Genomic DNA, 19,186 nt, shown 5'->3' with positions numbered 1-19,186 from the left:
ATCAACGAGTGCCCACACAGATTGATTGGTTTAAATTGTTAAAGAGCGCTTCCAAATAAACTTAGTCAACTCGGAAGAGGCAGCTATTTTAGCGAGATAAACTTTCGTGTCAAACACTTTTTTTATTTATCTTTTCAAGGTAAAAACCTTTTTAAAACAACTTACTGACTCGCTTAATAATTTAAGCTTTACCTTGTCAGCGAGGCGGCATTATAGAGATCAACATCACATTGGCAAGCACTTTTTTGAACTTTTTTACTAATCAATAAACAAGCGTACAAAAACAAAGCAAACAAAACAAAATCAACCATTTTTCGTTACATCTGATTAAACTGATTGGCGAATTTAGTCACTTTTTGCCAATTTGTGTACTCTACTTCTTTCGTAGTATCCGTTTCTCCGCCAGTTAAACTCATAATAAAGCGAATCATAATTTTATCGAACAGACTATAGCGGGGATAATACAAAGCGCCCGCAAAAACACCGATTAAACTTGGCTTCCAAGACGATTTTTTTAAGAAGGTTTTAATATAAACACTCCCTTCAGGGGTATCTTTACCTTGTTGTTCTTTGCGAGCAGTAAGGTTAACGCAAAAAAAAGCGCACTTATTTTGCTGTAAATGACTCTGGTTCGCTGCTATGAATGAATAAAGCTGAGGGCTCAATCGACCATAACGAATAGATGCGCCAATAAGAACTTTATCGTAAATAGATAAGTCTTCTACACTGTAGTGCTGTAAGTCCTGAATCTCACACTGACTATCAACAAGATGATCAGCAATAAACTGGATGATTTTCTTAGTTTGCCCTTCACGAGACGAATAGAGCATCAATATTTTCACGAAATCCCCTTCCCTTAGCTACGCCAAAAAGTAGGCGTTAATAAAATAAGCAATGTGAATATCTCTAGTCGACCAAATAACATCGACACAATCAAAATCCATTTAGCGGCATCGTTAATATCTGCAAAGTGAGACGCAACATCGCCAAGTCCTGGGCCAAGATTATTTAGTGTTGCCGCCACCGCTGAAAAAGCAGTCAACTCATCTATACCGGTAAAGATCAATGCCAACATGCAAACCACAAATACCAATGCATATGCAGAGAAAAATCCCCACACAGCATCAACGACACGCTGTGACAAAGCACTATCACCTAATTTGATCGGATAGATAGCTCTTGGGTGGACTAAACGCTTCATTTCTCGCGCACCTTGTAGAGTCAATAAAAAGACCCGAATCACTTTCATTCCACCACCAGTTGAACCTGCACAGCCACCGATAAAAGAAGAAAACAATAAGAGAACGGGTAAAAAGAGTGGCCACTCTGAAAAACCGGTCGTCGTAAAACCGGCCGTCGTAGAAATAGAGACGGTTTGGAATAGCGTCTGATCAAAAGCATGATATAGCGAGTCATAACTATGGTGCTTAAGGATAACCAGAAAGCAAACGATGAATAAAATTACTTGAATAAGAACAAAGGCACGAAACTCTCTATCTGCCCAATAATATTTAGGATGAACGCCCCCCGTGGCAAAGGCGGCATAGTGAAGAGTAAAGTTACAAGCAGAAATGAGTAAGAAAACTACGGTGATAAGATTAATCGCATAACTGTCAAAGTATCCGATACTCGCATCATGAGTTGAAAAACCACCAATCGCAATGGTTGAGAAACTATGACATATTGCATCAAACAGGGTCATACCAGCAAACCAATAAGCGGCCGCGCAAGCAATAGTTAGACTTAAATATATATACCATAAGGCTTTCGCTGTTTCAGCTATTCGCGGAGTCACTTTATTGTCTTTAACTGGACCAGGGATTTCCGCACGATAGAGCTGCATTCCACCTATCCCTAACACGGGTAAAATAGCCACAGCGAGAACGATGATCCCCATTCCGCCAAACCATTGCAAAAACTGACGATAAAAAAGAATCGCTTTAGGCAAATCATCCAGACCGACAATCACCGTTGCTCCCGTGGTCGTTAAGGCAGAGAACGATTCAAAAAAAGCATCGGTTACAGAAACGTTCGGATTATCTGCTAATAAAAACGGCAGCGCTCCCGCACTACCAATGACCGTCCAGAATAAGACAACAATCAAAAATCCATCTCGTGCTTTTAACTCATGGCGATGGTGACGATTAGGCAGCCATAGTAAGGCCCCTAAAATAAAAAGTACGAAAAAAGTAGAGACAAAAGGCACCCCTGCACCATCACCATAGATTAAGGCAACAGATGCAGGTATCAGCATAGAAACACTAAACAAAGCGAGCAATAGCCCGACGATTCGAATAATTGAACGAAATTGCATAAAAAATGACGAAGCTCGGCTTCTGACTTCCTAAGTATGTTCTATGTGAGTAACAAGAATCTTAGCACTACTCTTGTTAATAATATTTTGGGTAAAAGCATTCAGGTTACCCCAAGGTAACTCAATCATGACCTGCACATTATCATAGTACTGAGCTTCAACTTGTTCGGCTTCATACTCATTCATGATTGACTGAGCTAAGGCAATAAAACTGTAGTCTAACGTTAGCAATGCTTTTGTGGTGATTTTTTTCTCATTTATTTGAAGCAGCTTAAGCGCTTGCTGTACACCGCCACCATAGGCTTTTACTAACCCTCCGGTACCAAGCAGAATGCCACCATAATAACGTGCGACAACAGCGGTAATTTCTCCAATTCCGGAACCAGATAATTGTGCAAGCATCGGCTTACCAGCGGTACCAGAGGGTTCACCATCATCACTAAAGCCCCATAACGTTGAGTTTTCCGGTCGTCCTGCGATAAATGCTGAGCAATGATGTCGCGCATCTGGGTGCTTTTGCTTAATAAAAGCAATAAATGCCTTAGCTTCTTCCACTCCAGAGGTATGAGTAAGATAAGTGAGAAAGCGGCTTTTTTTTATCTCTTCCTCAAACAAACAGGTCTCTGCAGGAATAGGATAAGACTGAACGTTCATAACTGGATAGTCGATCGTAAAAAGGGGGCTCAGTGTATCACGAACGTAAAAAAAGTCGGATCAGATTGGTAACAAGCGCACAATGTTAAACACTTGTTTAAAAAATGTATTGAAATTAATCCATCTCCCGTTCAAACTGAAAAAACTGGTCAAACCAGAACATTAATACCACAACACTCTCACACGCAATCGCCGGATTGTATGTCACGGAGATAGACAATGATTTACCAAGCCAAAACCCTACAGGTAAAGGAATTGCAAGATGGTATCGCAGAGCTGAATTTTTGCTCTCCTGAATCCGTCAATAAACTAGATCTAGCAACCCTTACCGCACTTAATGAAGCTCTAGATGCTTTACACCAGCACTCTGGGTTAAAAGGACTGATCCTAACTTCAAATAAACCTGCTTTTATCGTCGGTGCTGATATTACTGAGTTTTTAGGTTTATTTGCGATGCCTGATGCTGAGCTTGATCAGTGGTTAGTATTTGCTAACACTATCTTTAATAAATTAGAAGACCTACCGGTCCCCACCTTATCAGCCTTAACTGGATTCACTTTAGGTGGAGGCTGTGAGTGTGTACTTGCTACCGACTTTAGAATCGGTGATAAAACCACCAGCATTGGACTACCAGAAACTAAGCTTGGGATCATGCCTGGATTTGGTGGAACCGTTCGCCTACCACGTTTGATTGGCGCTGACAGCGCAATGGAAATCATCACTCAAGGTAAAGCCTGCCGAGCTGAGGAAGCACTTAAGCTGGGTTTGCTGGATGCGATTGTCGATAGCGATAAGCTGTTAGAATCCGCACTCAATACCATCACTCAAGCGATTAATGAAAAAATTGACTGGGTAGGACGACGCAAACAAAAAACGTCACCGTTAACCTTAAGCAAAATGGAAAGCATGATGAGCTTTACCATGGCAAAAGGCGTTGTTGCTCAAGTCGCCGGTAAACATTATCCCGCGCCGATGACCGCGGTAGTCACCATTGAACAAGCCGCGCGTAGCTCACGCGATGAAGCACTGGATATTGAACGTCAACACTTCATCAAATTGGCGAAATCAACCGAAGCTCAAGCTTTAGTGGGTCTATTTTTAAATGATCAACACATTAAAGGGTTAGCGAAACACTCTGCTAAATCAGCCAGCCAAGACACTCAACGAGCCGCTGTATTGGGTGCAGGCATTATGGGTGGAGGTATCGCTTACCAATCGGCCACTAAAGGTGTGCCAGTCTTGATGAAAGATATCGCTCAGCCTTCACTCGACCTAGGCATGACCGAAGCTTCTAAACTACTCAATAAACAACTAGAACGTGGTAAAATTGACGGCTTCAAAATGGCGGGGATTCTTGCCTCGATTACTCCAAGCCTACATTATGCGGGTATAGAACAGGCCAATGTGATTGTTGAAGCGGTCGTCGAGAATCCTAAAGTTAAAGCAGCGGTGTTGAGCGAAGTTGAAAGCCAAGTTTCGGATAACACGATCATTACGTCCAACACATCAACCATTCCGATTAATTTACTCGCCAAATCACTGAAACGCCCAGAAAACTTCTGTGGTATGCACTTTTTCAATCCTGTGCATCGTATGCCATTAGTTGAGATCATCCGTGGCGAGAAAACCTCTGACGATACCATTAATCGCGTTGTCGCTTATGCGGCCAAAATGGGTAAATCGCCAATTGTCGTTAATGATTGTCCGGGCTTTTTCGTTAACCGTGTTCTATTCCCTTACTTCGGTGGTTTCAGCTTGCTATTACGCGATGGTGCTGATTTTACCCAGATCGATAAAGTCATGGAACGTCAGTTTGGCTGGCCAATGGGACCCGCGTATTTACTCGACGTGGTTGGTCTTGATACCGCCCATCACGCACAAGCGGTCATGGCAGAAGGTTTCCCTGAACGAATGGGTAAACAAGGCCGTGATGCGATCGATGTTCTTTATGAAGCGAATAAATATGGCCAAAAAAATGGTCATGGCTTCTATAGCTACTAGATAGATAAGAAAGGCAAACCGAAGAAAAATTTCTCGACTGACGTTTTACCTCTTCTCGCTGACGTCTGCGCCAGCCCGCAGCCTTTTGAAGATCAAACAATCATTGAACGTATGATGATTCCGATGATCAACGAAGTCGTGCTGTGCCTAGAAGAGGGTATTATTGCTTCTCCTCAAGAGGCGGATATGGCCTTAGTCTACGGCTTAGGATTCCCTCCATTCCGTGGTGGAGTTTTCCGTTACCTCGATACCATCGGTTTAGAGCAATATATTGCGATGGCCAAACAGCATCAGCATTTAGGCGCGATGTATCACCTACCACAACTGTTACTGGATATGGCAGAAAAAGGGCAGCGCTTTTACCCTATCCCAGCTCCAGCTTCTTTATAAACAGTGATTTGGAAAAGGAATAACAAAATGAATACTGTAGTGATTGTTGATTGCCTTCGTACGCCAATGGGACGTTCGAAAGGCGGAGCATTTCGCCACCAGCGCGCTGAAGATCTCTCGGCTCATCTAATGAAAGGAATATTGGCTCGTAACCCACAAGTCAATCCACAAGAGATCGAAGACATTTATTGGGGCTGTGTACAACAAACCTTAGAGCAAGGGTTTAATGTCGCTCGTAATGCCGCCTTACTTGCTGGTCTACCAATAGACATTGGCGCGGTTACCGTCAACCGTTTATGCGGCTCATCGATGCAAGCTTTACATGACGCAGCACGAGCAATTATGGTTGGTGATGCCGAAATATGCTTGGTCGGGGGTGTTGAGCATATGGGCCATGTACCGATGAATCATGGTGTCGACTTCCACCCGGGTTTATCAAAAAACGTTGCCAAAGCCGCTGGTATGATGGGCTTAACCGCAGAGATGCTTGGTAAGCTGCATGGCATAAGCCGTGAGCAACAAGATGCTTTTGCAGCTCGTTCTCATCAACGCGCTCAAGCAGCAACTGTCGAAGGTCGTTTTAAAAATGAGATTTTACCGACCGAAGGTCATAGCGCTGATGGGACCTTATTTACTCTAGATTATGATGAAGTCATCCGCCCAGAAACGACGGTTGAAGGTTTGGCAGAACTGCGTCCAGTTTTTGATCCCGCCAATGGCACCGTGACTGCTGGCTCTTCATCTGCTCTTTCTGATGGCGCATCGGCTATGCTGATCATGAGTGAAGCCAAAGCTAAAGCCTTAGGACTCACCATTCGCGCTAAAGTCAAATCAATGGCGATTGCCGGTTGCGATCCATCAATTATGGGGTATGGTCCAGTACCCGCAACCAAAAAAGCACTGCAACGCGCTGGACTCACAATGGCAGATATCGATCTCGTCGAGTTAAATGAAGCCTTTGCCGCTCAATCTTTGCCTTGTGCAAAAGATCTTGGTTTGATGGATGTAGTTGATGAGAAAGTTAACTTAAACGGCGGAGCGATCGCTTTAGGCCATCCTTTAGGCTGTTCAGGAACCCGTATTTCCACGACATTGATCAATCTCATGGAAGCGAAAGATGCTAAATATGGTCTGGCAACGATGTGTATTGGTCTAGGTCAAGGCATAGCAACGATTTTTGAACGTCCATAGACGTTGATTTATATTTGAAGAGCCAGTTTAATAGCTGGCTCTTCTTTTTTAAGCGTCGGTTTTTAACCAATCGCGATGTAATTGTTCACTATCCCCTAAATAATCTACCATCCATTCGATTAATTGATGGTTCTCATCTTTACGCCACACTAAGCAACATTGACTTAATGGCTTATTATCAGGAAGATCTTTGGCAATCAATTGGCCAGAAGACAGCAAAGGTTGAGCCATATGACTTGGCATAAAACCCACCCCTAATCCTTTTTTTAAACACTCTTTCGCACTATACCAATTGGGTAATAAAAGGCGCCGCTGCTTGGGGTAATGCCCTGTATGGCGCTTAGGTAATAAACTCGAAGTATCATCTAAACAAATTGCAGGATATTGGCTCACCTGTTCTTCGGTTAATATATCGATATGCGCACAGGGATGATCGGGAGAGAGCACAAAGATCCAATCTAATAATCCCATATCGCGCACTTCAAAATCTCCACCAACAGGTATTGCGGAGGTCGCCCCAATCACGATATCTGCCCGGCCTTGAGAGATAGCTTCCCACGATCCATTAAACACTTCCATGTTGATTTGTAGCTCGGCAAATTCAAACGTTTGATAAAAGTTTTCAACCATAGGTTTGATGCAATCAAGCTTGACCACATTATCTAGCGTCAATTTTAGCGTTTTTTGCCATCCGTGTGCTGCTCTTCTGGTTTGTGATTTGATCTCCTCCATTTGCCGCAATAAATGACGAGCCTCGACCATAAAGAGCTCACCGGCACTGGTTAATTCCACTTTTCGCGGTAAACGACGAAATAAAATCACCCCCAACTCCGTTTCGACTTGACGAACGCCATAACTGATCGCCGAAGGAACTTTATGCAATACCTCTGCTGCCGCTGTAAAACTGCCTAATCTGGCAACGGTATCAAGCATTTCTAGAGATGATTTAGAAAACATAATAACCCTATCAGTCAAATTTTTTGAACGATAACCAACAAATTTCGCGTTTCATTTAATACAAAATGATCAATACAATCAATAGTCAGATAAAACATAGCTATCAATGGCACATAACAAGAAAAAATGAATTAATTTTTTTGATAGGAATAAAAATGAAAGTCTCACCTTTACAACTGTTTTACTTATCAGCGCTATCAATGCTCGGCTTTATTGCTACCGATATGTATTTACCAGCCTTTAAAATCATGGAACATGATTTTGCAACAGGTCCAGAGCAGATTGCCCTGTCCTTGACGGTATTTTTAATGGGCATGGCGATAGGTCAACTCTTATGGGGCTTGGCCTCAGATAAATTTGGTCATCGCAATACCTTAATTGTCGGACTGGTGATTTTTACTATTGCCTCTTGTGGTTTAGCTTACAGCGAAACAGTATGGCAATTACTGAGTTTACGTTTTGTCCAAGCGATTGGCGTTTGTGCTCCAGCGGTTATCTGGCAAGCGATGGTGATTAAACGTTATCCCAGCCAAGTCAGCCAACAGCTTTTCGCAACCATTATGCCTTTGGTCGCGCTATCTCCTGCGCTTGCACCGCAATTAGGTGTGCTCCTCGCCAATACTTTCGGCTGGCATAGTATTTTCTTTACCCTCACCTTAATGGGTATCGCTCTGGTCATCTGTACGGGTTTACAAGAAAATGTTAAAGGCGATCCGAAAACAACATCGATTGCCGAAGATATCAAATACCTTTTCAAAAGTCGGGCTTACATCGGTAATGTGATGATGTTTGCTTGTGCCTCTGCCGCCTTTTTTGCCTATTTAACCGGAATGCCAGAAATCATGGCGCAGCTAGGTTATGAAGCCAAAGATATCGGGATGAGTTTTATCCCACAGACCATCGCTTTTATGGTCGGTGGCTATATCGGTAAAAAGTCGGTCAGTAAATATGGCGATGAGAAAGTCCTTAAGCAACTGCTTGCTCTATTTACCTTATCATCGGGAGTGATATTTGTTGCATCACAGTGGACACTCACCTCTATTTGGCCAATCTTAGCGCCTTTCTGTTTGATCGCTGTAGCGAATGGTGCGCTTTACCCAATAGTGGTTAACCGTGCACTATCAAGTGCAAAACATAGCCCAGCAACAGCAGCGGGGATGCAAAACAGCTTACAAATTTGTGCTGCGAGTTTAGCCAGCGCTTTAGTTGCCACCTTAGCAAGTCAAGCACAAGTGGTCACTGGCGTAGCAATTATGATTTGTACGTTTGGTCTTTGGGTGGGGTATATCATTGCTAACCGCCACTTAAGCCAACATTTTACTACGCCGGATAACTCTCGCGTTGTGCGCGATAAGTAAAAACGGAGTAGCCCAAATAGCCCGCGTCATACGGGCTATTTATTTTGGCAACACGGCTTATTTTTTTACAGGACGTGACCACCCAGAAATTTTCTTCTCTTTAGCGCGAGTAATCACTAACTCACCGGCAGCCACAGGCTTAGTCAGCGTAGTACCAGCACCAACTGTTGCCCCATCAGCTATCGTAACCGGGGCAATCAATTGACTATCGGAGCCAATAAATACGTCATTACCAATAATTGTTTTATGTTTATTAGCGCCATCGTAGTTACAGGTAATGACCCCCGCGCCAATATTAACTCGCTGCCCAACTTCGGCATCTCCTAGGTAAGTCAGATGATTAGCCTTTGAACCTTCACCTAAGCGAGCATTTTTCATCTCTACAAAATTACCGACATGGGCATCATCACGCAATTCAGCACCTGGACGTAAACGACTAAACGGACCAACAGTACAATCTTCACCGACCGTTGCCCCTTCAATAATGCTATAAGGACGAACAACGGTGTTATCATCAATTTCACAATCAATCAGAATCGACCCAGCACCAATCACAACGTTATTGCCTATCGATACCTGCCCTTCGATCACGACATTAACATCGATTTCAACATCCACTCCACATTGCAACTCACCACGTAGATCAAATCGAGCAGGATCACGCAACATAACGCCTTGCTCAAGCAACTTATTAGCTTGGCGAGCTTGGAAAGCGCGCTCTAAACGAGCAAGTTGAATACGATCATTAACACCTTCCACTTCAATCGAACTGACTGGATGCACTGCTTCAACCGCTCGCCCTTCATCATGAGCCGCGGCAATCACATCCGTTAAGTAATACTCACCCTGAGCGTTATTCTTATTAAGCCCTTTTAGCCAGCGTTTTAAATCTCCACCGGTAGCAACCATAACCCCCGTGTTGATCTCTTTAATTTGTTTTTGCTCTTCGCTGGCATCTTTTTGCTCAACAATCGCCACTACAGGGCCATTCTTACGGACAATACGTCCATAGCCCGTTGGGTTATCGAGAACCACCGTCAACAGCGCAATACCACCTGTTGGTTGAGCTTCAAGTAAGCTTTCTATGGTTTGTTCCGAGATCAACGGAACATCGCCATACAAAACTAAGATTTTTTCATCGTCTCTAAACTGATCCGACGCTTGATCCACCGCATGTCCAGTACCAAGTTGCTCGGCTTGCAACACCCAATTAACCGGCTCATCGGCCAGAACGTGTTGCATTTGCTCTCCACCATGCCCATAGACCAGATGGATATTATGTGCACCAAGATTATGACATGTGTTGATCACATGTTTGACCATGGGCTTTCCAGCCAAAGTATGCAGCACTTTAGGGATATGGGAGTGCATACGGGTGCCTTTGCCTGCGGCAAGGATCACTGCGCTAAATTTCATCGGATACCTATGACGTTATATAAAATATGGCTCGCATTTTAGCGGGTAACGCGAGACGTGTTAATTTTCTAGTGCAAGTTTTTGATAAAAAACCAACAAAAAGGCGACCGAAAGGTCGCCTTTTATGATTACGTACTGAAAAGGGATCAGCGACGCTTTCTTATTAGATCAATGACGCGTAACTGAGCAATTGCTTTAGCCAATTCACTTGATGCCTGAGCAAAGTTCACATCACCATGATTGTCGTTGAGCAGTTCTTCTGCTGAGCGTTTCGCTTCAGCGGCTTTTGCTTCATCGAGCTCTTCAGCACGAATCGCAGTATCTGCTAAAATCGTTACATCATTCGGTTGAACTTCGAGTATGCCACCAGAAAGGTAAATAATTTCTTCTTTACCTTTAATAGTCACAATACGCACCATCCCCGGCCTGATGTAAGTCAGTAAAGGGACGTGTCCAGCTAAAACCCCTAAATCTCCGCTTTCACCCGAGACTTGAATAGACCGCGCCCAACCGGAAAAAATCCGCTTTTCAGCACTGACTACATCTAAGTTAAAGGTTACTGATGCTGTCATAAAGCCTCCTTGGAGATCTGAGCGTTATAGCTTCTTGGCATTCTCAAGTGCATCGTCAATCGTACCGCAGTACATAAACGCTTGCTCTGGAATGTCATCATAATCGCCAGCTAATAGACCTTTAAAGCCGCGCAACGTCTCTTTCAGCGATACGTAAACACCAGGGTCACCCGTAAAGACTTCCGCTACGTGATAAGGTTGAGTCAAGAAACGCTCAATCTTACGCGCACGAGCAACCACTTGCTTATCAGATTCAGACAGCTCGTCCATACCCAAAATAGCAATGATGTCTTTGAGTTCTTTATAACGCTGTAGCGTTGACTGCACACCACGAGCAACATCGTAATGCTCTTGGCCAACCACCAAAGGATCCAACTGACGAGACGTTGAATCAAGTGGGTCAATCGCAGGGTAAAGACCCATTGCTGCGATGTTACGGTTAAGTACAACCGTGGCATCCAAGTGAGCAAACGTCGTCGCTGGTGATGGGTCAGTTAAGTCATCCGCAGGTACATAAACCGCTTGTACTGAAGTGATAGAACCCGTTTTCGTTGACGTGATACGCTCTTGCAGTACACCCATCTCTTCAGCAAGTGTTGGCTGATAACCTACCGCAGAAGGCATACGACCAAGCAGTGCCGATACCTCTGTTCCCGCAAGGGTATAACGATAAATGTTATCGATAAACAGCAATACATCACGGCCTTCGTCACGGAATTTCTCCGCCATGGTCAAGCCAGTCAAAGCAACACGTAGACGGTTACCTGGTGGCTCGTTCATCTGGCCATAAACCATTGCTACTTTTGATTCTTCTGGCTTTTCGATGTTAACAACACCCGCTTCCTGCATTTCGTGGTAGAAGTCGTTACCCTCACGAGTACGCTCACCTACCCCTGCAAATACCGAAAGGCCTGAGTGTTGTAGTGCGATGTTATTGATAAGCTCCATCATGTTAACGGTCTTACCTACACCAGCACCACCAAAGAGACCGATTTTACCGCCTTTAGCAAACGGACAAATCAAATCAATTACTTTTACACCAGTTTCAAGTAGCTCTGTCGAGTTAGATTGCTCTTCATAGCTTGGCGCTAAACGGTGAATAGAGTAAGTCTCTTCTGCACCAATTTCTCCGCGCTCGTCAATCGCATCACCGAGTACGTTCATGATACGACCAAGGGTTTTCATCCCTACTGGTACTGATATTGGACCGCCAGTATTTTCAACTGTCATTCCACGACGTAAACCATCTGAGCTGCCCATTACAATACAGCGAATGATACCACCGCCTAACTGTTGTTGAACCTCAAGAACAAGACGCTCTTTTGAGTCTTGAACGTTAAGTGCATCATAAACGCTAGGCACTGAGCTCTGTGGAAACTCTACGTCGACTACCGCACCGATGATCTGTACGATCTTACCTGTAGCCATCGTTAATCCTCTAGTCTGTTAATTACCTTTGTTAAACCGCTGCTGCGCCGCTAACAATCTCTGACAATTCTTGGGTGATGGCTGCTTGGCGAGCCTTGTTATACACCAGTTGTAAATCATCAATCAGATTACCTGCGTTATCCGATGCTGCTCTCATCGCAACCATTCGGGCAGACATTTCACACGCTAAGTTTTCCACTACGGATTGATATACTTGTGCTTCGATATAACGAGTCATCAAAGTATTCAGTAGTTTGTTCTGATCAGATTCAAACATGTAACTCCAAGCATGCTTGCGACCTGAATCATCCTCTTGCGTTTTCGGCAAAGGTAACAATTGTTCCATCTTTGGTTGTTGAGTCATCGAGTTAACAAACTCGTTGTACACTAGGAACAAACGATCGATTTCACCTTCTTTGTACTTAGTCAGCATAACGCTGATAGAACCGATCAAATCATCTAACTGTGGCTCATCACCGATACCGGTTTTCTGAGCGACAATTTTTGCTCCTATGCCTCGGAAATAAGAACTACCTTTACTTCCAATCATCGCGATTTCAATCGCACTGCCACGGCTTGAATATTCATTCATATGCGCAACGGCTTTTTTAAACATATTGATGTTTAAACCACCACACAAACCGCGATCGGTGGATACGACGATATACCCAACACGTTTAGCTTCACGTTCTTCTAAGTAAGGATGAGTAAACTCCAAAGTACCGTTTGCTAAATGACCAATGACTTTACGAATTGTTTTTGAATATGGACGAGGCCCTTCCATCGCATCTTGAGTTCGACGCATTTTAGAAGCCGCAACCATTTCCATTGCTTTAGTAATTTTTTGAGTGCTTTTAACACTCCCAATCTTACTGCGAATCTCTTTTGTATTGGCCATCGTTACTCTCCGTTAATTACAATGTGGCTTGTAATTACCAAGTCTGAGTTGCTTTAAAATCTTCCACTAACTTTTTCAACTTAGCTTCAATTTCATCGTTGTAAGCACCCGTCTTGTCAATTTCCGTTTTAAAATCGGCATATTGAGAATGAGCATACGACAGAAGTGCAGATTCAAAATCCAACACTTTATTCAATTCGACATCGCTTAAGTAACCGCGCTCAGCAGCAAAAATAACCAACGCCTGATCAAAAACTGACATCGGCGCATATTGCTTTTGCTTCATCAATTCAGTCACTTTTTGACCATGATTAAGCTGACGTTTCGTCGCTTCATCCAGATCAGAAGCAAACTGCGCAAACGCTGCAAGTTCACGGTAGGCCGCTAGAGCAGTACGAATACCGCCAGAGAGCTTTTTGATAATTTTTGTCTGTGCAGCACCACCTACCCGAGAAACCGAGATACCGGGATCGACCGCAGGACGAACACCAGCATTAAACAACTCAGTTTGTAGGAAGATCTGACCATCGGTAATCGAGATTACGTTGGTTGGTACGAAAGCTGAAACGTCACCCGCTTGAGTTTCAATGATCGGTAATGCCGTTAAAGAACCAGTTTTACCTTTCACTTCACCATTAGTGAAACGTTCTACATAGACTTCACTCACTCGAGCAGCACGCTCTAGGAGACGAGAGTGGAGGTAAAAAACGTCACCAGGGAAAGCTTCACGACCCGGTGGACGACGTAACAATAGCGAGATTTGACGATAAGCCACCGCTTGCTTTGATAAGTCATCATAAACAATCAGGGCATCTTCACCACGGTCACGGAAGTATTCACCCATAGCACAGCCAGAATAAGGCGCTAGATATTGTAGTGCTGCTGATTCAGAAGCAGAAGCAACCACAACGATGGTGTTTTTCAATGCACCATGCTCTTCCAATTTACGCACCACGTTCGCGATAGTTGACGCTTTTTGGCCAATCGCTACGTAGATAGAATAGATACCTGAATCTTTCTGGTTAATGATCGCATCAATCGCCAACGCAGTTTTACCTGTCTGACGGTCACCGATAATTAGCTCACGCTGACCACGACCGATAGGAATCATCGCATCAACCGATTTATAGCCTGTTTGTACTGGTTGATCGACCGACTTACGATCGATAACTCCAGGAGCAATAACTTCTACTGGAGAAGTTAATTTTGCTTCAATCGGACCTTTACCATCAATTGGCACACCTAACGTGTTCACCACACGACCCAAAAGCTCAGGGCCGACTGGGACTTCAAGAATACGCCCAGTACTGGTCACTTTCATACCCTCACTGAGATCAGTGTAAGGGCCCATGACAACAGCACCTACCGAATCACGTTCGAGGTTAAGTGCGAGAGCAAAATTGCCGCCCGGCAGTTCAATCATTTCACCTTGCATCACGTCCGCTAGGCCGTGAATACGGATGATACCATCGCTTACTGATACGATAGTACCTTCATTGCGAGCATCAGAAACAACGTTGAAACCTTCAATTCGCTTTCTGATGATTTCGCTGATTTCCGTGGAATTAAGTTGCATTGCTCCAATTCCCCTAATTAAGACTTCATCACGTCTTTCAGACGATTAATACGACCCAGTAACGAGTTATCAAGGATATTATCCTCTACTCGAATAACGGCTCCGCCAATAAGATTGCTGTCAATTTGGCAATTCAGCTTTACTTTACAGTCATAGCGTTTTTCTAAGTTACTGGTTAAAGTTTCAACCTGTTCATCGCTTAACTCATAAGAGCTCACCACTTGAACTTCTTTAGTACCAGAAGATTCCGTAGCAAACTTTTGAAACTGCTGACATATATCACCGAGCGCCGCTATGCGACGATTTTCCATCAACACCAATAAAAAATTAAGCATGGGTTGATCAAACTGCTCACCCGCAACATCAGCGTACACCTGCAACAATTGTTGCGATTGTAAGCTAAAAGCGGCCGATGATAATTCAGGCACCAACGACATTGTTTTTGCCAATTCGAGCATAGTTGACCACTGTTCAACCATACTGTGTTCACTGGCGTAACTGAATGCAGCCTTAGCGTATGGACGAGCAATCGTTGTCAAATCCGACATACAAATGCACTCCTTTATAGCTTCGCAGAAATACTATCAAGTATGTCTTGGTTAGCTGCCTTATCGACAGTTCGTTGAACAATCTTCTCAGCGGCAAGTAAAGCAAGAGTAGAAACTTCTTTTTGCAGCTCATTACGAGCACGCAAAATTTGCGCTTCTAGTTCTGCTTGGCCTTGAGCCAAGATATGCTCACGCTCGTGCGCTGCTTCTTGACGAGCTTCGTCTAAAATTTGAGCTTTGCGTTTGTTCGCTTGCTCAATAATGACTAGCGCCTCTTTTTTAGCAATTTTAAGCTGGTCTGCAGCATTGCTTTTAGCCAGATTAAGGGCTTTATCAGCACGCTCAGCAGAAGCTAAACCGTCAGCGATCGTTTTCTGACGCTCTTCTATGGCACTCATCAAAGGAGGCCATACATACTTCATGCAGAACCAAACAAAGATTAAAAATGCGATGGTTTGGCCCAACAGAGTTGCATTGATATTCACACTAACTCTCCTTTATTTTGCTTCTGTTTACCCAATCATCTGTGCGTTTGGGTGACACAAAAAGGACAAGTTATGCAAACAGCATGTACATAGAGATACCAACACCAATCATAGGAACCGCATCAAGCAGACCAGCAATAATAAACATGTTAGTTTGTAGTACAGGGGCCATTTCTGGTTGACGAGCAACAGATTCAAGGAATTTACCACCAAGGATAGCAAAGCCAAAAGCAGTCGCTAGAGCACACATACCTAGTAGTAGAGCAACAACGAAATAAGTTTCCATAATAAAAGTCTCCAGTTTTCTTGGGTTGTTTAAATTAAGAGTTTAATGAGAGTCATTACTTGCCATGCTGAGATAAACTATCGTCAACATCATAAAAATAAAGGCTTGCAGAGTAATAACCAGTACATGGAAGATGGCCCAAATGACATGCGCGACAACGCCTAAGCCACCGAGTACGAAACCAGCACCGTAGGTGATTGCGATCAAAACAAAGATCAGCTCACCCGCGTACATGTTACCGTACAGACGTAGCGAAAGGGATACCGGTTTTGCCAAAAATGACACCGTCTCAAGAACTAAGTTGAAAGGAATCAACGCCCAATGGTTAATTGGATGTAGGGTAAATGCCTTAACAAACCCCTTAAATCCTTGGTATTTGATGTAATAAGCAATTACCAATATCATGACCCCAATAGCCATTGCCAAGGTGATATTCAAGTTAACCGTAGGGAGAATCTTGAAATATTCGACACCAGCCAATGTCATTGCTGTAGGGACATAATCCACTGGCACTAAGTCCATTAAGTTCATCAAGAAAATCCAGACGAAAATGGTTAATGCTAATGGTGCGACCAACTTATCCTTGCCATGAAAAGTTCCTTTGACTAAGCCGTCAACCTGCTCAACGAGCATTTCAACAAAGCATTGCCATTTACCAGGAACTCCCGTGGTTGCATTTTTCCCAACACGATAAAACAACCACAAAAACAGCACGCCTAGACCCACTGAGAACAATAACGCATCCCAGTTTAACGTCCAAAATCCAGCATCCGCACAGCCGTAATTTGTGGTGATGTTGCCATCAACCAAACAAACTTGAGCGCTTGTGAGGTGGTGCTGAATATATTCCTTCGGAGTATCAGCCATGGTGGTTCCCATTTTTTGCGGTAAGTAGTATAGGTGCAAACCAAAACATCAAGATGGTCAGTTTATAACCTGACATCATGGCACCAGGGTGATGCACATCAGTGAGATTAAAAATCAGCACAAACATGATAACGGTTAACACCAGCTTTAAAGCCCACCCCATCATAATAAACCCGAGCATAACCGTACCGTCAGCATCTGGTTTTGGGAGAAAGGCAAACAGTGTATAGACATAGTTACCGATGAGGGCAATCGCTCCACCTTTTAAGATAAAACGCGCTTCATCGGGTCCCCAGTACATATACGTCACGCCCCCGATCAGCAACAAAAAAACCAGCTGAAGGTGAACAACTCGAAATGCCGCCTTAGCTTGCTGACTCTGTGTTGCTATAAACATCAAAAGCACCTGTTTTCTGTATTATTCGCCAAGTTACAGTACGTTAATAAAACATTGCAACTCGGTGAAAAAAGCTTCGAAATTATATATAGGTATCGTAAAAACTCAACTGAAAGCGGGTGAGCCAAGCCGCAGAAAATATATTCTATAACCGATTTTTATGATGCAATCGTATCTAATTGTTTCAATAGCTCGATCAATTGTTCTTGATTTGTAAAATCAATCGTTAAACGCCCTTTACCATTGACTTGTAACTTTACTGCCATCTTTTTTTGTAACCGTTCAGCCAGTGCAGATAATTGCTGCTCAACCTCCGTCGCTAAGACGGGTAAAACGGGAGCTGTAGGAGTGTCACTAGACCAACGTTTAACTAAAGATTCAGCCTGACGTACCGTTAGTTGCTTGTCGACCATCACTTGTGCACAAGGCTGCTGTTGCTCTATAGGCAAAACCAGTAAACTGCGAGCATGACCCATTTCCAGTTGTTTACTTTCAACAAAACGCTTAACAGCATCATCCAACTGATTTAAACGCAATAAGTTACTTACTGTGGTGCGCGATTTGCCGATCACATCTGCCACTTGCTGATGGGTTAACTTAAATTCATCTTGTAACCGTTCTAACGCTTGAGCTTCTTCGATCGCGTTAAGATCTTCACGTTGAATATTTTCGATCAACGCCATGGCGATCGCGGCACGATCATCGACCCGTTTGATCAAACAGGGGACTTGCTTTAATCCCGCCTGTTTAGCCGCACGCCAACGACGCTCACCAGCGATGATCTCAAAGCCACCAAATTCAAGTGGCCTCACCACGATAGGTTGAATAATACCTTGCGACTGGATAGAAAGAGCAAGTTCTTCCAGTGCTTCAGATGACATATCTTTACGAGGCTGATAAATGCCTGGTTTCAGACTGGTAATCGATAACTCGATTAACTCGCCATCGCTTGACATCGCTTGGCTGTGTGAAGCGGTTTGTTGCTTTTCTCGCGCCATAGAGCTGGTTGCGAGTAAAGCGTCTAAGCCTTTTCCTAAACCACGTTTCGACATCTCAGAGCGTTCCTTTTCGGTATTATGCAGGGATTTCTTCGCGACGCAGCATTTCGCCCGCTAAAGCAAGATAAGCCTTAGAGCCCGCAGAATGCTTATCATAATACATGGCAGGTTTACCATGACTGGGCGCTTCAGCAAGCCGAACGTTGCGCGGAATAACAGTACGGTACACTTTATTACCAAAATGCTTTTTCAGTTGATCAGAGACTTCATTCGCGAGTCGATTACGTGGATCATACATGGTGCGTAATAAGCCTTCGATCTTCAGATTCTCATTAACTACAGCGGCAAGTTTACTGATGGTATCCATCAGAGCTGTTAACCCTTCTAACGCAAAATACTCACACTGCATGGGCACTAACACCGAATCGGCGGCAGCCATCGCATTGATTGTAAGTAGGTTTAAAGAAGGGGGGCAATCAATAAAGATGAAATCATAGTTATCGCGAACTAATGCCAATGCATTTTTTAAACGCACTTCTCGAGCGAATACTTCCATCAGCTTAATTTCGGCCGCGGTGACATCGCCATTAGCGGCAATCAAGTCATAGTAACCCGATGTTTTTTTGCATACCACTTGTTCAAATGGCGCTTCTTCGACAAGTAATTCATAGGCGGTAGCATCGACTTGGTATTTATCCACGCCACTGGCCATCGTTGCGTTGCCTTGCGGGTCAAGATCAACCACCAAAACCTTACGTTTTGTAGCTGCCATTGAAGCCGCTAAATTAATGCACGTTGTTGTTTTACCTACGCCACCTTTCTGGTTGGCGATCGCTACGATTTTGCCCAC

General features: G+C 43.8%; 18 protein-coding genes and 1 pseudogene. 3 read left to right on the top strand and 16 right to left on the bottom strand.

Features of this window, described 5'->3' with window-relative positions; translation table 11 throughout:
- Positions 1-317: 317 nt before the first annotated feature.
- Genes hemG through BSR11_RS10080 form a run of 3 tightly spaced genes read right to left on the bottom strand, consistent with a single transcriptional unit; the run spans position 318 to position 2,968 of the window.
- On the bottom strand, positions 318-830 hold the full coding sequence (gene hemG, locus BSR11_RS10090; protein WP_072670280.1) for a menaquinone-dependent protoporphyrinogen IX dehydrogenase: 513 nt from the start codon (positions 828-830) through the stop codon (positions 318-320).
- Between the two features lie 26 nt (positions 831-856).
- Positions 857-2,314, bottom strand: coding sequence for a TrkH family potassium uptake protein (locus BSR11_RS10085; protein ID WP_072670277.1), 1,458 nt, complete (start codon positions 2,312-2,314; stop codon positions 857-859).
- A gap of 30 nt (positions 2,315-2,344) precedes the next feature.
- Positions 2,345-2,968, bottom strand: coding sequence for a YigZ family protein (locus BSR11_RS10080; RefSeq protein WP_072670276.1), 624 nt, complete (start codon positions 2,966-2,968; stop codon positions 2,345-2,347).
- A 219-nt stretch (positions 2,969-3,187) separates the two neighbouring features.
- Here BSR11_RS10080 and fadB point away from each other — a divergent pair.
- Both fadB and fadA read left to right on the top strand, forming a co-directional pair.
- A pseudogene (fadB, locus tag BSR11_RS10075) lies at positions 3,188-5,359 on the top strand (fatty acid oxidation complex subunit alpha FadB).
- A 27-nt stretch (positions 5,360-5,386) separates the two neighbouring features.
- The gene (fadA, locus tag BSR11_RS10070) at positions 5,387-6,550 is read left to right on the top strand and encodes an acetyl-CoA C-acyltransferase FadA (RefSeq protein WP_072670275.1); all 1,164 of its coding nucleotides are present in this window, start codon (positions 5,387-5,389) and stop codon (positions 6,548-6,550) included.
- A 48-nt stretch (positions 6,551-6,598) separates the two neighbouring features.
- On the opposite strand, the gene punR is transcribed toward fadA, so the two are convergent.
- On the bottom strand, positions 6,599-7,507 hold the full coding sequence (gene punR, locus BSR11_RS10065; protein WP_072670274.1) for a DNA-binding transcriptional activator PunR: 909 nt from the start codon (positions 7,505-7,507) through the stop codon (positions 6,599-6,601).
- A 155-nt stretch (positions 7,508-7,662) separates the two neighbouring features.
- Here punR and punC point away from each other — a divergent pair, with 155 nt between their 5' ends.
- The gene (gene punC, locus BSR11_RS10060; protein WP_072670273.1) at positions 7,663-8,865 is read left to right on the top strand and encodes a purine nucleoside transporter PunC; all 1,203 of its coding nucleotides are present in this window, start codon (positions 7,663-7,665) and stop codon (positions 8,863-8,865) included.
- Positions 8,866-8,922: 57 nt separating this feature from the next.
- Here the strand turns inward: punC and glmU are convergent, their stop codons facing one another.
- From glmU to BSR11_RS10000, 12 genes are all read right to left on the bottom strand, one after another.
- Entirely contained in the window at positions 8,923-10,281 is a 1,359-nt protein-coding gene (gene glmU, locus BSR11_RS10055) for a bifunctional UDP-N-acetylglucosamine diphosphorylase/glucosamine-1-phosphate N-acetyltransferase GlmU (RefSeq protein WP_072670272.1), read from the bottom strand.
- A gap of 146 nt (positions 10,282-10,427) precedes the next feature.
- Positions 10,428-10,853: a F0F1 ATP synthase subunit epsilon gene (locus tag BSR11_RS10050; protein WP_040905769.1), complete on the bottom strand. Its 426-nt coding sequence runs from the start codon at positions 10,851-10,853 to the stop codon at positions 10,428-10,430.
- A 24-nt stretch (positions 10,854-10,877) separates the two neighbouring features.
- Entirely contained in the window at positions 10,878-12,281 is a 1,404-nt protein-coding gene (atpD, locus tag BSR11_RS10045) for a F0F1 ATP synthase subunit beta (RefSeq protein ID WP_072670271.1), read from the bottom strand.
- Positions 12,282-12,312: 31 nt separating this feature from the next.
- The gene (atpG, locus tag BSR11_RS10040) at positions 12,313-13,179 is read right to left on the bottom strand and encodes a F0F1 ATP synthase subunit gamma (RefSeq protein ID WP_072670270.1); all 867 of its coding nucleotides are present in this window, start codon (positions 13,177-13,179) and stop codon (positions 12,313-12,315) included.
- A 34-nt stretch (positions 13,180-13,213) separates the two neighbouring features.
- Positions 13,214-14,755, bottom strand: a complete 1,542-nt coding sequence (gene atpA, locus BSR11_RS10035; RefSeq protein WP_072670269.1) for a F0F1 ATP synthase subunit alpha — start codon at positions 14,753-14,755, stop codon at positions 13,214-13,216.
- A gap of 17 nt (positions 14,756-14,772) precedes the next feature.
- Positions 14,773-15,303, bottom strand: coding sequence for a F0F1 ATP synthase subunit delta (locus tag BSR11_RS10030; protein ID WP_072670268.1), 531 nt, complete (start codon positions 15,301-15,303; stop codon positions 14,773-14,775).
- A 14-nt stretch (positions 15,304-15,317) separates the two neighbouring features.
- On the bottom strand, positions 15,318-15,788 hold the full coding sequence (gene atpF / locus BSR11_RS10025) for a F0F1 ATP synthase subunit B (RefSeq protein ID WP_004397535.1): 471 nt from the start codon (positions 15,786-15,788) through the stop codon (positions 15,318-15,320).
- Between the two features lie 70 nt (positions 15,789-15,858).
- Complete coding sequence (gene atpE / locus BSR11_RS10020) at positions 15,859-16,089, bottom strand: F0F1 ATP synthase subunit C (RefSeq protein ID WP_040905771.1); 231 nt, start codon at positions 16,087-16,089, stop codon at positions 15,859-15,861.
- A gap of 27 nt (positions 16,090-16,116) precedes the next feature.
- A complete protein-coding gene (gene atpB, locus BSR11_RS10015; protein ID WP_004397537.1) occupies positions 16,117-16,941 on the bottom strand; it encodes a F0F1 ATP synthase subunit A in 825 nt (274 codons plus the stop codon).
- Positions 16,934-17,338: an ATP synthase subunit I gene (locus tag BSR11_RS10010; RefSeq protein WP_072670267.1), complete on the bottom strand. Its 405-nt coding sequence runs from the start codon at positions 17,336-17,338 to the stop codon at positions 16,934-16,936. The genes atpB and BSR11_RS10010 overlap by 8 nt, the downstream gene beginning before the upstream one ends.
- Positions 17,339-17,496: 158 nt before the next feature.
- Positions 17,497-18,390 (bottom strand): ParB/RepB/Spo0J family partition protein, encoded by an 894-nt coding sequence (locus BSR11_RS10005; RefSeq protein WP_072670266.1) that lies wholly within the window; start codon positions 18,388-18,390, stop codon positions 17,497-17,499.
- Positions 18,391-18,412: 22 nt separating this feature from the next.
- On the bottom strand, positions 18,413-19,186 hold the full coding sequence (locus BSR11_RS10000) for a ParA family protein (protein WP_072670265.1): 774 nt from the start codon (positions 19,184-19,186) through the stop codon (positions 18,413-18,415).

The organism is Vibrio injensis (assembly GCF_001895205.1).
In the GTDB taxonomy this organism is placed as follows: domain Bacteria; phylum Pseudomonadota; class Gammaproteobacteria; order Enterobacterales; family Vibrionaceae; genus Vibrio; species Vibrio injensis.
The sequence above is the reverse complement of the archived record's forward strand: the minus strand, read 5'-3'. Positions and strand labels throughout refer to the sequence as shown.